The following is a 15,586-nucleotide window of genomic DNA, read 5'->3' as shown; positions in this document are numbered from 1 at the left end:
TATAAATTTACCTTATTTTAATGTCTCTGCTTTTTACGATCTGTCTCCTGCATTTTGTTGCTCAATTGAGTCCCGGTCCCGATATTTTGCTCATTGCCAAAAGTGCCGCATCTACAACACGCCAGAATGCCTTGAAAATTATTGCAGGGATCTCTGCCGGTATTGTGGTTTGGGTAGTACTGACACTTGCGGGTTTTACTGTGTTAATTGACCAGTTTCCATGGATCCAGCACGCCTTAATGCTTTTGGGTGGCATATTCTTGGTTAAAATGGGATGGGCCATGTTAAAGGGTGGTGTGCATAGCTTTAAAAATGGACATCAGACCGACGACGATACAAATGGACAGGTGCAAGCTAAAAACTATTTTATGTTGGGCTTATGGACCAATCTTTCTAATCCCAAAACACTAATCTATTTTAGTAGCGTATTTTCACTGGCCTTAAGTTCGTCTGCTTCCGATTATTTGAAAGCACAGTTAGCGGTAATTATTCCCTTGCAGACTTTTATCACCTTCACTTTATTGATGCTGTTGATTTCCCAACCAAAAATTAAAATCTTGTACCAGCGTTCGGGGAGTTATATTGATATGATTTCAGGCGGACTATTTCTGCTATTTGCATTGTGGTTATGGTATGAAGCACTTATTCTGATGAATTAAGAAGGGTATCTTCATTTAATGCTGGAGATATTGGTGAGGTCGGGGAAGGAGAGGCTAAATTGTCTGGTGTTTTAACCGCCGTTTGATAACGATTAGGCTTTAAGGTGGTTTCAGTATTTTCATAGCCTTGATAACTGCGACTACGGTTAGCGCGCTCACGCAATCCACCTTTTTTAATTAACTGAACCATGGCACATCTCTCATTCAAATCCACAGCTATTGTAAATCAAAGCTGGATTTGATGAGGTTATTTTCCGCATCTCTATTTGAATTATTTAAGAGTAATAAAAAGACTTGTTTGAACTAACAGGTCTTTGCTGTGAGATGCATGAAATTAGCGAAGTCTTTTATCTTCTTCTTTTAAAACATCCAGTATAGAGTGTTGTACTGGAACTTCTTGTTGTGACTGCACATACAAATGCACCACTTTAAACACAATTGCTGTAACGAGGCAGGCTACTAGACATAAAATCCAGAAACCAAAAGGGCTGCGAATATGGTGTGAACCACATTTTGAGCATGATTTTTCTGTAGAGTCGACTACTTTTTCACAGCAGGCACAATGATATTGATACTGCATTGTTCTTCTCCCAGGATGTTATCCTTTTTATTCTTCGATCATGAAAGATGATTTGTCGCTCTATAATAGGAGAGCTTTTCTGGGCTGGCAAGACGAGATTGCCGACAATTACATAGTATCTATATAGGATAAAAATTAATTACATGACTAAGATCGTATCAAGAAAATGATCAAACGATTCATTATCTGAAAAATATAGTTGAATCTAAAAAGATAATGACAAAATTAATTAAAAATAAAGCCCGCATCAAGCAGGCTTTATTTGAGCTAGTCTGAAACTTACTGCCCCGAACGGATGATGTAATCAAAAGCAGACAATGACGCCTTGGCACCTTCACCGGTGGCAATGATGATCTGCTTGTACGGCACTGTGGTACAGTCACCTGCCGCAAACACACCTTTCACATTGGTTTCGTTGCGGTCGTTAATCACAATCTCGCCACGGTTAGTCAGCTCAACTTGGGTTTCTTTCAGGAAGTCCGTGTTTGGTAACAAACCGATCTGCACGAAGATCCCCGCCAGCTCAACCACATGCTCTTTATCCGTGGCACGGTCTTTGTATTTCAGACCGGTCACCTGTGAACCATCACCCAGCACTTCAGTCGACAGGGCATTCTTGATCACGGTGGTATTCGGCAAGCTGTTCAGCTTGTCTTGCAGCACCTGATCCGCACGCAGCTTGGTATCAAATTCCACCAAAGTTACATGCTCCACAATCCCCGCCAGGTCAATCGCGGCTTCAACACCCGAGTTACCACCGCCAATCACAGCGACGCGTTTGCCTTTGAACAGTGGACCGTCACAGTGCGGGCAGTAGGCTACACCACGAGTTTTATATTCCTGCTCACCCGGAACATTCATCTCTCTCCAGCGTGCACCAGTCGACAGAATCACGGTTTTCGATTCCAGTTTGGCACCATTCTCTAACGTGACTTCCACCAGACCATTGGCCGTTTCATCTGCACCTTTGATGTTAGAGACACGTTGCAGGTTCATGATGTCGACACCATATTCACGCACGTGGGCTTCCATCTCGGCTGCAAATTTAGGACCTTGGGTCTTCTGTACAGACGTAAAGTTTTCAATGTCCATGGTATCCATGACCTGACCACCCATGCGTTCAGCCACGATCCCGGTTTTAATGCCTTTACGTGCTGCATAGATGGCAGAGGTATTCCCCGCAGGGCCGCCACCGATCACCAGGACATCAAAGGCATCTTTGGCATTCAGTTTTTTCGCATCTTTGGCAGCGGCATTGCTATCCAGTTTGGCAATGATTTCTTCCAGCGTCATACGACCCTGACCAATATGCTGGTTGTCCTGGAATACCATCGGCACCGCCATGATCTTGCGTTCTTCGACTTCGTCCTGGAAGAAAGCCCCATCAATCATGGTCGCTGTAGTGCCCGGGTTATAGATGGCAATCAGGTTGAGTGCCTGAACCACATCCGGACAGTTATGGCAACTTAAGGATACAAACACATCGAAATTAGATTGAACACCCAGGCTTTTAATATTCGCCAGTACTTCATCAGAGACTTTCGGTGCATAACCTGAAGTTTGCAGCAATGCCAGAATCAGCGAGGTAAACTCATGACCCATTGGCAAGCCTGCAAAGAATACACGTGGTTCCTCACCAGCTTTTGCAATCCCGAAACTTGGCGCACGTGCATTGGTCCCGTCAAAGCGTGCAGTGACCAGGTCAGACAGTGCAGCCACTTCGGCAACCAGTTCCTGGATTTTGGCTGATTTGTCAGAACTATCCAGAGTGGCGACCAGTTCAATTGGGCCTTCCAGGCGTTCTAATAAGGTTTTAAGTTGAGCTGAAGTATTTTGGTCTAACATTGCTAACGTCTCCAAAGGAGTAAATGTTTATTTGATAACAGGATATTAAATGAATTGAATAAATAGGTAAAACAGTTTGTTTTTATTTTATTGATCGGATTTACAGATTTATTGAAAAATTCATCATTAATTTCAAAGTTCTATATGGGGTCAAAAGATTAATTTTCAAGTAGTTTAGAGCAAGAATAAGGATTTTCAGCTAAGATTAAAACAAGATATTTGAGACTTGAATGATGGAATTACAACGCGGTATTTATCAACATTATAAGGGACAGCTTTATCAGGTGTTTCATGTTGCCACGCACAGTGAAACTGAAGAAAAGCTGGTGGTTTATCAATGTCTCTACGGGGATTATTCAATTTGGGTACGTCCTTTAACGATGTTCACTGAAACCATTACCACTAACGATGATCGTGAAGTGGAGCGTTTTAAATTGATTCAGGCAATTTAAGCCAAACAGAATCAGGGAAGAGTGATGCAAAACTCAGATGAATTTGAAAGATTCATGCAGGAATTATATGAAAAGTTTCATAGGCATGATCTTAAGCAGGCAGATCGCCTGCACCGATACCGGAATATAGAGCCAGAATCCGGTCAATTTTTGTCTATGCTGATTCGTGCGCAACAATCGAAAAGTATTTTGGAAATTGGCACTTCTACCGGTTATTCCACTCTATGGCTGGCGGAAGCGGCTCGGCAGACTCAAGCCATGATTACAACTCTTGAAGTTGATGCAGAACGGGTTGCTCAGGCAAAGCAATATGCGACAGAAATAGATCTTGCAGATTTAATCAATTTTAAAGTGATTGATGCACAAGTTTATCTGAAGGAAGAACAGGAAATATTTGATTTTATCCTGTTAGATGCTGAACGAGATGCTTATGTCAGTTACTGGCCACATTTGAGTCGATTACTTAAAGCAAAGGGCGGGTTACTGGTAGTTGATAATGTCATTTCACATACAGCAGAAGTCGAAGAGTTTATTGCCTTAATTCAGCAAGACCCACGTTTTATCATGAGTATTGTACCCATAGGCGCAGGTTTGCTGATGGTGGGATTTCGTTAAATGGATTCGCTTTAATCCATGCAAATTTTATTAAAATGTAAATTATATTCGAGATACTTTTCTACGAATGCGGCTTTGTCTTGGCGTCTTAACAGGTTGTCATAAATAAATTCAGGTACGGGATGATACAGCTCGGCATGACCATTACTGTATACAATTTTCAGGTGGCGGCTTGAGGGATTGTATTTCCAAGAAATCACGGTAAGCAGTTTTTGCATATGCGTTCCTCCACTGAATATTTCTTATCTTATCATTTGAACTTATGCCATATGGCTCTGCAGATGTATAGCTCAATTGTAAGAATCGGTAAGGATTATGAGAAAGCGAAGCAAAAGATATGCCTGAATTTTTATATAATGGATCAAGAAAGAAATAGGACTATAATATTTTAAGTTCTAATAAAATAATTTAAAAAAATAAAATCCAGTATTGCACTGACATAAAAGTTCAAACCATAAAAAACCACGCTAAAAAGCGTGGTTTTTTTGAATCAGTTCAATCTAATTAAAATTAGATTTTACCCACTAGGTCGATTGAAGGAGCAAGAGTTGCATCGCCTTCTTTCCATTTAGCTGGGCAAACTTCGCCTGGGTGAGCGTGTACATACTGAGCTGCTTTAACTTTACGAAGAAGTTCTTGAGCGTCACGGCCGATACCACCAGCGTTGATTTCAACGATTTGGATTTTACCTTCTGGATCGATCACGAAAGTACCACGATCAGCAAGGCCGTCAGCTTCGATTAATACGTCAAAGTTTTTAGCAAGAGTCCAGTTTGCATCACCAACCATTACATACTGGATTTTTTTGATTTCTTCTGAAGAATCGTGCCAAGCTTTGTGAGTGAAATGCGTGTCAGTAGAAACTGAGTAGATTTCAACGCCTAGTTTTTGGAATTCAGCGTAGTTGTCAGCAAGGTCACCAAGTTCAGTCGGGCAAACGAAAGTGAAGTCAGCTGGGTAGAAGAATACAACAGACCATTTGCCTTTCAGGTCAGCTTCAGTAACTTCAATGAATTTGCCGTTTTGGAATGCAGTTGCTTTAAATGGTTTAACTTCAGTATTAATTAAGCTCATCATTGTCTCCATGATTGAGGTAGTCTTTGATTTTGAATAAGAGTATCGAAATTTTGGTTGATGCTAAAATGGTATTTTTACATTACAAACATCGGAAAAACCGAATTAAGTAAAAACGCGCCACTTTGGCAAAATCGCTTTGTTCATTGAGCAGCATCAAGATGATGGCCTGATGACAAAATTATCTCTTTTTCCTCGTGCTAGCAAACATGATGTTGAAACCAAAAAATTCAAGGGTCAATTCGGAAAAAAGCATAATTTCCACAAAATAATTTAAATATCAATTCCAAACTTGGACTTATGATTAAATCTAATCAGGGAAACTCATGCGTGTCATTTAGATATTTTGACAGGTTTATAGTGCGGAATTGAGAGAAATCAGGCAGCCAAAGCCAATTTGTCCGGCACTTAACAGAACTACGACTATCTGAAATCTAATGAACCAAGTAAAATAAACCTTTCCGGTTTTTTGATGTGGGTGTTTTCTCTGTGCAGAGTCATTTAAATGTAGATCAATGGATAATGGCGCGTGACCGTCACCGTTTAAATCGACTGAAAAAGGGGAAAGACGCAGATGCGAAGCAGTATCAGGAATTATTTGAAAAATCCAATCTGAAAGTACGGCAACGGCTTGAACGTCTTCCGAACATCAAGCTGAATCAGGATCTGCCGGTTACCCAATACACTGACAAACTGATTGCTGCGATTCAAAAGCATCAGGTGATTATTGTGGCCGGTGAAACCGGTTCTGGTAAAACCACCCAGTTACCGCAAATTGCCATGCTGGCCGGACGTGGTCTGACCGGAATGATCGGGCATACCCAACCGCGTCGACTGGCAGCTCGCAGCGTATCACAGCGTATTGCCGAAGAAGTTGGTGAAAAACTCGGGGAATCAATTTCCTTTAAAGTGCGTTTTACGGAACAGGGTTCACAAGATTCAATTGTGCGTTTGATGACAGACGGTATCTTGCTTGCCGAATTGACGCATGACCGCTATCTGACCAAATATGACACGATTATTATTGATGAAGCGCATGAACGTTCGTTGAATATCGACTTCATTATGGGCTATCTAAAGCAGCTGTTGCCGCGTCGTCCCGATCTGAAAGTCATCATTACTTCTGCAACCCTGGATGTAAACCGTTTTAGCAGTTACTTCAATGGTGCACCAATTTTTGAAGTGGAAGGCCGCAGCTTCCCGGTAGAGCTGCGTTATCGTCCGATCTCGGAAATGAGCATTGGCGGTAGTGATGATGACGAGTTTGATGACTTTGAAGAAAATCTGCCTCGCGCTGTGGTCAAAGCAGTCGAAGAATGCTTTCAGGATGCACAGGAAAAAGGCCATCCTGAACATGCCGACATCCTTATTTTTGCCAGTACTGAACAGGAAATTCGCGAGCTACAGGAAACCCTGATCAAACATGGGCCACGCCATACGGAAGTATTAACTTTATATGCGCGTCTGGCGCTGGCTGAACAGCAGAAAATCTTTAATCCTTCTGGTGGTGGGCGACGCATTATTATTGCCACCAACGTGGCAGAAACGGCTTTAACCGTTCCGAATATCCGCTATGTAATTGATAGCGGTTTTGCCCGTATTTCACGTTATAACTATCGTTCACGAGTGCAACGTTTACCAATTGAAGCCGTTTCTCAGGCAGCAGCTAATCAGCGTAAAGGCCGCTGTGGCCGTATTGCACCGGGTATCTGTATTCGTTTGTATTCTGAGGAAGACTTCCTGAGCCGTCCTGAGTTTACTGAACCGGAAATCAAGCGAACCAACCTGGCATCGGTAATTCTGCAAATGCAAAGTCTGAGGTTGGGTTCACTCGAAGACTTCGACTTCATTGAGCCACCAGATCACCGTCTGGTGAATGATGGACGTAAGCTCCTGATTGAACTGGGTGCAATGGCTGAGAAAAATTCTCCTAAAACTGAAGATGATCAAGCAAATCCCTCTAAATCTCCCTTTGAGAAAGGGAGACTTCAAAGCAGTGGCTTAACCAAGATCGGTCAGCAAATGGCGAAAATGCCGATCGATCCACGTCTGGCCCGCATGATTCTTGGTGGTGCACATTTTGGCGTGCTGAACGAAGTTCTGGTGATTGTGGCAGCGCTTGCAGTTCAGGATCCGCGTGAACGCCCTGCGGACAAGCAGATGCAGGCAGATCAGAAACATGCACTATTCCGTGAAGCTGATTCTGATTTCCTGTTCTATATCAAGCTCTGGGAGACGCTGCACAATAACCGCGAAAGCATGAGTGAAAATAAGCGCCGTACTTTTGCGCGTAATCACTTCCTGAGCTGGCTGCGTCTGCGTGAATGGAAGAAAACTCATGAGCAGCTGGTGGAGTTGGCTAAGGGTTTAAAACTGTCATTTAATGAAAAGAAAGCCAGTTATGAAAATCTGCACCGTGCCTTGTTGACCGGTCTCTTATCGTTTATCGCCAACAAGACCGATGAGCGTAATGTTTTTATGGCGGTGCGTCAGCAAAAAGCACGGATTTTCCCGGCTTCTACCTTGCACAAGACCAATACGCCGTGGGTGATGGCTTTTGAGATGGTGGAAACCTCTCAGGTATATTTACGTACCCTGGCCAAGATTGAGGCGGAATGGATTCTGCTGGCCGCGCGTGACCTGCTCAAGCATCATTATTTTGAACCGCACTGGTCGAAAAAAGCTGGTGTAGTGAATGCCTATGATCAAATTTCATTATTTGGTCTGATTATTGAGCCGAAACGCCCAATCAATTATGAAAAAGTAGATCAGGCGGCCGCGCATGAAATTTTCTTGCGGGATGCTTTAACTACCGGTCATCTAGGGATTACTCCACCATTTTTAAAGCATAACTTGCTTAAACTGGAAGAAGTCGAGCGAGTAGAAGACAAGCTGCGTCGTCGTGATCTGGTTGTTGATGAAGAAACCATTTACCAATTTTATGCCTCGAAAGTGCCGCCTGAAGTGGCCAGCCGGCGTAGTTTTGAAGACTGGCGTGCCACAGTAGAGCCCCAGAATCCGCGTTATTTATTTGTCGATGATGATGCGCTGTGGCTGAATGACCGTCCGACAACACAGCAATTCCCGGACTATTTGCAGAATGGTAGTCTGCGTCTGGCGGCGACTTATCGCTTTGACCCGAGTCATGATGAAGATGGTGCGACGGTTAAAATTCCACTGCAAGCTTTGGCACAGGTCGATGAAGATATCTGGTCATGGGGAATTCCCGGCTGGCGTCTGGATCTGATTGAAGCATTGCTAAAAGTTTTGCCGAAGGATAAGCGCCGTAATCTGGTGCCGATTCCGGATACTGCACAAAAACTCATAGCAAAAGTAGATGCGCAGGATTTACAGAAACATATTTTTAGTTTCTTGGCATTCCAGTTGCGTGGTGATCAAATCACTGAGAAAGATTTCAGTTTTGACCGGGTAGATCAATATCTGTTGCCATTTATCAAAGTTACTGATGAAAAAGGCCGTGTCATTGAGCAGGGGCGTGATCTTGCTGAGTTGAAAGCGCGCTGCCGGACTGAAACGCATAGTCCGGTCAAACAGCTTAAAGGTGAATTTAAAACCTTCCCGGAAAACTTTGTATTTGAAGCCTCGCAAAAAGTCACCGGTGTGGTGGTCAAGCAGTATCAGGCGTTGGTTCCGACTAAAGCTTTTGCTGCCCTGGAGCAGAAAGATGAATCGGGTGTAGTGATTCAGACTTTCAATGATCAAGCAGAAGCGGTCAAAAAACATCGTGAAGGGGTGATCCGACTGGTGCATATGCAACTCGGAGACCTGACCCGCCAGTTGAAAAAACAGATTTCCAAACCTCTGGCGCTGGCTTATTCGCCACTCGGTGATAAAGCGCACCTGGAACAAATGTTAGTTTATGCCACACTACACATGTCCATAAATGAGCTGCCTGTCAATGTGCAAGAGTTCCAAAAGCTAGTTGAAGATGTAAAAAAATCTTTCCTGACTTATGGCCAAGTTGCCCTGAAAGAGATCACAGATATTTATATCCAGTGGCAGGAAATCCGCCGGAAATTATTGGTTTTAGACCATTCTGTGTTTGAAAAAAATATCAATGATATTGAAGATCAGCTTGATTTAATGAGTCTTTCTGATTTTGTTTATCGTAAACCTTCTGATGTCTGGGTTGAATTTCCACGTTATTTAAAAGCTTTGATCTTACGTTTGGAGCGCTTGCCCAATAATCTACAAAGGGACAATTCCGCCATTGACCAAATTGATCAATGGATGGAAAAATTATTTCAGTTTAAAGATGACCCTCGTCTGAAAGAATTATATTTCATGGTCGAGGAGTTAAGAATCTCATTGTTTTCACAACCGATGAAAACAAAAGCACCCGTGTCTCCAACTCGCTTGCAAAAAGTATGGGATCGTCTTGGAATCAGTTAAGATATAGGTAATTCAGATAAGGAATTTTACATGGGCATCCGCATTACGGGTACTGGCTTATTCCATCCGGAACATGTCATCACCAATGAAGAATTAGTTGAAAGTTTAAATGCTTATGTGGAACTGTTTAATCACGAAAATGCTGACAAAATCGCTGCAGGCGAAGTGGAAGCACGTCGTGGTTCTAGCGCAGACTTTATTGAAAAAGCATCTGGCGTACAACGCCGTTATGTCGTAGAAAAATCAGGTATTCTTGATCCAAAACGCTTACGTCCAAATTTACGTGAACGTGCAGATGATGAAATTTCACTGCAGGCAGAATGGGGCGTAATCGCAGCCAAACAGGCGATGGAAAATGCGGGTGTGACTGCCGAAGACATTGACATCGTGATCTTGTCATGCTCGAATTTGCAACGTGCTTATCCTGCTGTAGCGATCGAGATTCAAACGGCTCTAGGCATCAAAGGCTATGCCTATGACATGAACGTGGCGTGTTCTGCAGCAACATTTGGTCTGAAACAGGCTTATGATGCGATCAAAGCTGGCGCGCGTCGTGTGTTATTGGTGAATGTGGAAATTACTTCTGCACATACCGATTTCCGTTCACGTGATTGTCACTTTATTTTTGGTGATGTGGCAACCGCTTCAATTATTGAAAATACTGACAGCAAAACCGGTTTTGAAATTCTGGATTCTGAGTTGTTTACCAAGTTCTCGAATAACATCCGCAATAACTTTGGTTTCTTGAATACTTCTGAAAATGCTGACATTGACGACAAACGTTTCAGTCAGGATGGTCGTAAGGTATTTAAAGAAGTCTGTCCACTGGTTGCGAAAATGATTACTGCGCAACTGGAGAAGAACCAGATTGAGCCGACAGGTGTTAAACGCTTCTGGTTACACCAGGCCAATGCCAGTATGAATGAACTAATCCTGAAACTGGTCGTCGGCAAAGAAAATGCCAAACCTGGTCTGGTACCGATCATTCTGAATGAGTTTGCCAACACCTCTTCTGCTGGGGTGATCATCGCCTTGCACCGTACTGCACATGAAGTTGAAGATGGTGAATACGGCGTGTTGTGTTCATTTGGTGCCGGTTATTCGGTGGGTTCGATTCTGGTCCAAAAGCGCGTGGCATAATCCGGAGTAGTTAGGGAGCAGACAGCTTGCAGGTCAAACATGATGGGCAATGGATTAGACGCTTAAGTGCCTTATCCAAATTATATTTTACCCCTACCTTTTTAGGGGCTGAATATATTGATGCCAGTCGGCCTGCAATGTATGTCGGTAATCATTCCATGTACGGCATCTTTGATTCGCCGATACTGATTGATTACCTCTATAACGAACATAAAGTGGCTGTGGTCAGTATTGCGGATCATAGCCATTTTTATGTACCGCTATGGCGTGAAGCCGTGAAAAAGTTTGGGGCAGTCGATGGCATCCAGCATTATGTACGTGCTGTGATGCAGCAGGGTTATTCTATTCTGGTGTTTCCGGGAGGTGGGCGCGAAGTACTCAAACGTCAGGGTGAACAGTATCAACTGATCTGGAAGCAGCATTACGGATTTTTAAAGCTGGCTCAGGAATTCAACTATGATATTGTCCCTTTTGCCGCGCTCGGTGGGGATGAAGTCTATGAGATCGGCTTTGATGCCAATAAGATCATCCAGCATAAATATTTTCAAAAGCTCCTCAAAGTACCACAACTGAACAAATTACTACGTCAGGGCGATGTGATTCCATCTTTGCCTAAACGATTATTCCCAAAACGCCTGCCATTTTATTTTCAGTTTATGCCGCGACAATCGATTGCTCAGGTTCAGACTCAGGAAGAGCTGATTGCATTTCGACACATCTTGCAGCAACATATTTATACCGGCTTGGCCGAGCTTAAGGTGCTACGTCAGCAAGACTAAAAAAGAAAAATTCTTCCTGTAAAATCTAGGCTGTGATCTATTGAGATGTTCTATTTTTAGGAAAAAGGATGCATGGACTTTTTTATAGTGCAAGTGATGCCATAATGTATTTTTAAGTGTTCACTGATTGGTGATCAGGGACTCAGCATGATCCAATATAAAAATAAGATGATTCTAAGATGACCGAGGGGTGCGTATGGAACAGGATAGCTTGGTAGCACCTTTAAGGTTGTTGGCACAACAATGTTTACGGATTTCTCCGGAGCTCAACCAGCTTTATCTTGATCAGATGGCAATAATTGGTCATCTGAATGCACAAAATTTAATAAAAATTCAGCAGGATCAGTGCCGGATTGAATTGCTGGATGGTCTGTTTTATATCCAGTTTCATACTCCCTATGCACTAGACTCTGGAGCTGCACCTGCTTTGGTTGACAGTCATTTTTATTTTCAGCAATGTAAGGCAGAAGCCCTGGAGGAATTCTTTTTACAGGATATCTATTTCCTGACTGGCGATTTAAAACCACAGCATTCGCTGTATTTACGCGACAAAGCCAAACAGTTACGTCAGCTTATCCTGGCTCAGGTTTATGCGTGGGTTAATGGCCTGGAACGGGTGTCCGAATTTTTGCAGCAAATGTCGATTGTTCAAGCTGAGATTATCGACCAGCAGCTGATCAAGGCCGGGTTGTATACAGCACCTGTCATGCAAAACTTTATTCAGGATGAACAAGAGATTCCACAGCAGATTCTTGAAAGCTTGCAACAGGCTTTTTCTTTGGAGTGTCTACAGCAGGATGAATTCCTGTCGATCCAGTCATTGATGGACAGTCTGGATGAGTTCTGTTTTAGCGCCGCACAGTTTTTGCCTCCGGCACTGTTCCGGATTATGTCGCTGTCTTTTGAAGAGCGCTTTAATCTGCATGAATTGAATGATCATACTGATGATATCTGTTTGCTATATCGGCATGCTGAGGAGCAAAGTAATTTGCTCGGTTTTGTCCGATTGATGAACCGGGACGTGTGGCATCGGGATGATTTATTATCCAAACGGAATTTCCTGGAAAATCATCCGTATTTATGGCAGAAAATAGTATCCCGATTGCCACTATTTGATTGTCATCGTGCCGTGAACTGGATCTTCAAGCAACCGGCCGAGGTACTGGACTGGATCAGTAATAATATCCAGCATAGCAGTGTACGCGTTGCAGTAACTGCCTTAAGTTTTGTAGACAGCCATCATATTCATCCCCAGATTATTTTGGCGACTTTGCAATATTTTCAATATGTCTCGGCGCGACTGTTTATTCATAGCATGCATGAATATGCAATCCAGCATGACTGGTTTCAGCATCAGTATAATCAGGCGGTGGTATTAAAAGGCACACGCCAATCGATTGAGGATCAGCGGATTGCGATTAGCCCTTCAATTCTGTATCTGGACGAATGGATGGAGCTGCTGCGCAATGTGGTTAAAATGGATGATCAGCTGACTAAAAAGGTTTATCTGAACTTGAGCCGGATGATGCAGGCTTATATGCAGCATTTATATAAAATTACGGCGCATTTACCCGATGAGGTTCTGGTGTATATTCAGCCTCAAAGCCAGCAGAATCGTGATTTCTATAATGTTCTGCACCGCTATCGCATTCCTTTTACTGAGTTCAGGCAGCTGTTTTATTTGCAAAGCGGGCATGTACGTGAGTCGCTATTTGACAGTTATGTGCGTGACTATCTGGTAGAGTATTTTTCCAGCCATACAGAAATACCGAAAAATCTGAGCTGGACCAGTTTGTTTAATCAGGCGGTCGTCTGGCATGATCAGGTTCAAAAGCAGGAAATGATCGCCAAGCTGAAAAAACAGTTCGCACTGGTGAACTGGACACCAATCACTCAGGTTTCATTTTTACTGTATTTCAACTGGCGTTTTGAAGAACTTAAAACTTTGGATCGGATTTTAGAGGAATCTAAAATTTTCAGGAACTGTCTGGCGGCAAGCTATGCTCAGCAAATTTTGGAAGGGCAGTATGTGGCCTTTCGTATGTCTCATCCTGCTGTGCGCCTACCCTTGATCTTGGGGTGTCAATTAGTGAATGGACAGGTGATTTTTGATCAGCTGGAATATCCGAATAACCAGAAAGCAGAAGCTGAATACAGTAATATCGCCATGCATTTTATTAACTGGCTCAACTTGCAGGCCTGACAGTTCAATACAGCTTGTTTTCCTCCATGACGCTTAACTTTTCCGCTAAAAATCGTTAGGCTATAGCCGTTCTTTTACGGTATTGCTCTTATGAAACAGGAAACTGCCCTTAAGTTACTCAAAGCAGGAGAAAATGTCTTTTTAACCGGTTCTGCCGGTGCAGGAAAAACCTATACGCTGAATCAATATATTAATTATTTAAAGGCACGTAAGGTCGCCGTCGCGATTACCGCATCGACCGGTATTGCAGCCACACACATGAATGGTATGACTATTCATACCTGGGCAGGCATTGGCATTAAAGACTTTTTGTCTGAAGAAGACTTAAAGCGGATGAAAGAGCGCAAATACTTAAAAGAACATCTGGAAAATGCGCAAGTCCTGATTATTGACGAAATTTCAATGCTGCATGCCAAGCAGCTGAATCTGGTCAATCAGGTATTGAAATATTTCAAGGAAAGTGATGAAGCTTTCGGTGGTATTCAGGTGATTGTAGCAGGGGACTTTTTCCAGTTACCGCCAGTCGGTAAAAATGATGAGCGCAACCGCGACAAATTCTGCTTTATGTCGGATGCCTGGGTCGAAGCCAAGTTTCGCGTTTGCTACCTAACTGAGCAGCATCGTCAGGGCAATGATTATTTGAATGACATTCTGAATGCGATCCGTGCGCAGGCGATTAGCCATGAACACCGCACTGCTTTACAGGCCACGCGACATCAAGAAATTGGTGATACCTATACGCGCCTGTATACGCATAATATGGATGTGGACAGTATTAACTTTAAACATCTGAATGAAATTGACAATGATCCGCGCCAGTTTGATGCGCAGTGTGATGGCAATGAAAAGCTGATCGAGACTTTAAAATCGTCAGTTCGAGCGCCTGAAGCCTTAACCCTGAAAAAACATGCCAAAGTCATGTTTGTGAAAAACAACTTTGATATGGGTTATATCAACGGCAGTTTGGGCGAAGTGATCAGTTTTGAAGAAGATGATGAATATGGTGTGCTGCCTAAAGTCAAACTGACCGATGGCACTACATTGGTGGTTGAGCCTGAAACCTGGTCGGTAGACAATGAGGCCGGTAAAACCATTGCCAGTTTCCAGCAGATTCCATTGCGTCTGGCCTGGGCGATTACCATTCATAAATCACAAGGCATGACCCTGGAAGCTGCCGAGATTGACCTGAGCCATACTTTTGAAAAAGGACAGGGCTATGTCGCGTTGTCCCGTTTGAAAAGCTTAAATGGCCTACGATTAAAAGGTTTTAATGAGCAGGCTTTGGAACTCGATAGTCTGGCAATTAAAGCCGATCGCCGTTTTCAAGAACTTTCTGATGAAGCCGAAGCGAATTTTGAAAATGTCGATTTGACGGCACAGCATAAGGCCTTTATCCGACATTGTGGCGGGACTTTGAATGAAGTTGAAATCCAGCGCAATGAGAAGAAAATTTCCAAGAATGCTGGAAAACAAAGCTATGCCACTGCAACGTTAGATGAAACGCGTGAACTGTTTGAAGAAGGCTATGAAATTGCCGATATCGCGACTGAACGTGGTTTGACCCCGGCAACCATCATCAATCATTTGGGGCGTTTGCATAAAGAGCAGGGGCTGGATATCTCGCTGGCACATCCGGGTGAGGAAGTGGTGGAGCAGGTTCGCAAGATTTATAAACGCCTGACCAAGCGTCAAAACTCGGAGCATTTTAATGATGACGGTTCTATTAAGTTGCGTCCGATTGTGGAATTGACCACGCCTAAAATGGCTTATGACCAAGTGCGTCTGGCACTACTATTTGTAGAATAATCATCAAAATGATGTTTAAG

The 15,586-nt window shown here is 43.1% G+C and carries 13 protein-coding genes; 8 read left to right on the top strand and 5 right to left on the bottom strand.

Features of this window, described 5'->3' with window-relative positions; genetic code table 11:
• Positions 1–20: 20 nt before the first annotated feature.
• On the top strand, positions 21–659 hold the full coding sequence (locus tag FTV42_RS03690) for a LysE family transporter (RefSeq protein ID WP_180037468.1): 639 nt from the start codon (positions 21–23) through the stop codon (positions 657–659).
• On the opposite strand, the gene FTV42_RS03685 is transcribed toward FTV42_RS03690, so the two are convergent.
• From FTV42_RS03685 to ahpF, 3 genes are all read right to left on the bottom strand, one after another.
• Positions 643–849: a hypothetical protein gene (locus tag FTV42_RS03685; RefSeq protein WP_180037466.1), complete on the bottom strand. Its 207-nt coding sequence runs from the start codon at positions 847–849 to the stop codon at positions 643–645. The two genes, FTV42_RS03690 and FTV42_RS03685, sit on opposite strands and share 17 nt — an antisense overlap.
• 144 nt (positions 850–993) lie before the next feature.
• A complete protein-coding gene (locus FTV42_RS03680; RefSeq protein ID WP_180037464.1) occupies positions 994–1,239 on the bottom strand; it encodes a hypothetical protein in 246 nt (81 codons plus the stop codon).
• A gap of 279 nt (positions 1,240–1,518) precedes the next feature.
• Positions 1,519–3,084: an alkyl hydroperoxide reductase subunit F gene (ahpF, locus tag FTV42_RS03675; RefSeq protein ID WP_180037462.1), complete on the bottom strand. Its 1,566-nt coding sequence runs from the start codon at positions 3,082–3,084 to the stop codon at positions 1,519–1,521.
• Between the two features lie 233 nt (positions 3,085–3,317).
• Here ahpF and FTV42_RS03670 point away from each other — a divergent pair, with 233 nt between their 5' ends.
• Together FTV42_RS03670 and FTV42_RS03665 are read left to right on the top strand one after the other, a co-directional pair.
• Positions 3,318–3,536: a DUF1653 domain-containing protein gene (locus tag FTV42_RS03670; RefSeq protein WP_129716686.1), complete on the top strand. Its 219-nt coding sequence runs from the start codon at positions 3,318–3,320 to the stop codon at positions 3,534–3,536.
• Positions 3,537–3,560: 24 nt separating this feature from the next.
• Entirely contained in the window at positions 3,561–4,151 is a 591-nt protein-coding gene (locus tag FTV42_RS03665) for an O-methyltransferase (RefSeq protein ID WP_180037460.1), read from the top strand.
• An 11-nt stretch (positions 4,152–4,162) separates the two neighbouring features.
• On the opposite strand, the gene FTV42_RS03660 is transcribed toward FTV42_RS03665, so the two are convergent.
• Entirely contained in the window at positions 4,163–4,369 is a 207-nt protein-coding gene (locus tag FTV42_RS03660) for a KTSC domain-containing protein (RefSeq protein WP_004645498.1), read from the bottom strand.
• A 292-nt stretch (positions 4,370–4,661) separates the two neighbouring features.
• Entirely contained in the window at positions 4,662–5,225 is a 564-nt protein-coding gene (gene ahpC / locus FTV42_RS03655) for an alkyl hydroperoxide reductase subunit C (protein WP_004278916.1), read from the bottom strand.
• A 489-nt stretch (positions 5,226–5,714) separates the two neighbouring features.
• Here ahpC and hrpA point away from each other — a divergent pair, with 489 nt between their 5' ends.
• The 5 genes from hrpA (at position 5,715) to FTV42_RS03630 (ending at position 15,566) form a co-directional block, all read left to right on the top strand.
• Positions 5,715–9,638 carry an ATP-dependent RNA helicase HrpA gene (gene hrpA, locus FTV42_RS03650; protein WP_180037459.1) on the top strand — a complete coding sequence of 1,308 codons (3,924 nt, stop codon included), beginning with the start codon at positions 5,715–5,717 and terminating at the stop codon, positions 9,636–9,638.
• Between the two features lie 30 nt (positions 9,639–9,668).
• Entirely contained in the window at positions 9,669–10,778 is a 1,110-nt protein-coding gene (locus FTV42_RS03645; RefSeq protein ID WP_180037457.1) for a beta-ketoacyl-ACP synthase III, read from the top strand.
• A gap of 26 nt (positions 10,779–10,804) precedes the next feature.
• The gene (locus FTV42_RS03640) at positions 10,805–11,557 is read left to right on the top strand and encodes a 1-acyl-sn-glycerol-3-phosphate acyltransferase (protein WP_180037455.1); all 753 of its coding nucleotides are present in this window, start codon (positions 10,805–10,807) and stop codon (positions 11,555–11,557) included.
• A 196-nt stretch (positions 11,558–11,753) separates the two neighbouring features.
• Positions 11,754–13,760 (top strand): hypothetical protein, encoded by a 2,007-nt coding sequence (locus FTV42_RS03635; RefSeq protein ID WP_180037453.1) that lies wholly within the window; start codon positions 11,754–11,756, stop codon positions 13,758–13,760.
• Between the two features lie 90 nt (positions 13,761–13,850).
• Positions 13,851–15,566, top strand: coding sequence for an AAA family ATPase (locus FTV42_RS03630; RefSeq protein ID WP_180037451.1), 1,716 nt, complete (start codon positions 13,851–13,853; stop codon positions 15,564–15,566).
• The last annotated feature ends 20 nt before the right edge of the window (positions 15,567–15,586 follow it).

This window comes from Acinetobacter sp. YH16052, assembly GCF_013417155.1.
Lineage (GTDB): Bacteria > Pseudomonadota > Gammaproteobacteria > Pseudomonadales > Moraxellaceae > Acinetobacter.
This window is presented reverse-complemented; position numbering and strand designations above follow the sequence as displayed.

Bases quoted from the DNA above. Each gene is read 5' to 3' on its own strand.
- ahpF (WP_180037462.1), bottom strand. From the start codon at position 3,084: ATGTTAGACCAAAATACTTCAGCTCAACTTAAAACCTTATTAGAACGC.
- FTV42_RS03665 (WP_180037460.1), top strand. From the start codon at position 3,561: ATGCAAAACTCAGATGAATTTGAAAGATTCATGCAGGAATTATATGAA.
- FTV42_RS03690 (WP_180037468.1), top strand. From the start codon at position 21: ATGTCTCTGCTTTTTACGATCTGTCTCCTGCATTTTGTTGCTCAATTG.
- FTV42_RS03670 (WP_129716686.1), top strand. From the start codon at position 3,318: ATGGAATTACAACGCGGTATTTATCAACATTATAAGGGACAGCTTTAT.
- FTV42_RS03645 (WP_180037457.1), top strand. From the start codon at position 9,669: ATGGGCATCCGCATTACGGGTACTGGCTTATTCCATCCGGAACATGTC.
- FTV42_RS03635 (WP_180037453.1), top strand. From the start codon at position 11,754: ATGGAACAGGATAGCTTGGTAGCACCTTTAAGGTTGTTGGCACAACAA.
- FTV42_RS03630 (WP_180037451.1), top strand. From the start codon at position 13,851: ATGAAACAGGAAACTGCCCTTAAGTTACTCAAAGCAGGAGAAAATGTC.
- FTV42_RS03660 (WP_004645498.1), bottom strand. From the start codon at position 4,369: ATGCAAAAACTGCTTACCGTGATTTCTTGGAAATACAATCCCTCAAGC.
- FTV42_RS03680 (WP_180037464.1), bottom strand. From the start codon at position 1,239: ATGCAGTATCAATATCATTGTGCCTGCTGTGAAAAAGTAGTCGACTCT.
- FTV42_RS03685 (WP_180037466.1), bottom strand. From the start codon at position 849: ATGGTTCAGTTAATTAAAAAAGGTGGATTGCGTGAGCGCGCTAACCGT.
- ahpC (WP_004278916.1), bottom strand. From the start codon at position 5,225: ATGAGCTTAATTAATACTGAAGTTAAACCATTTAAAGCAACTGCATTC.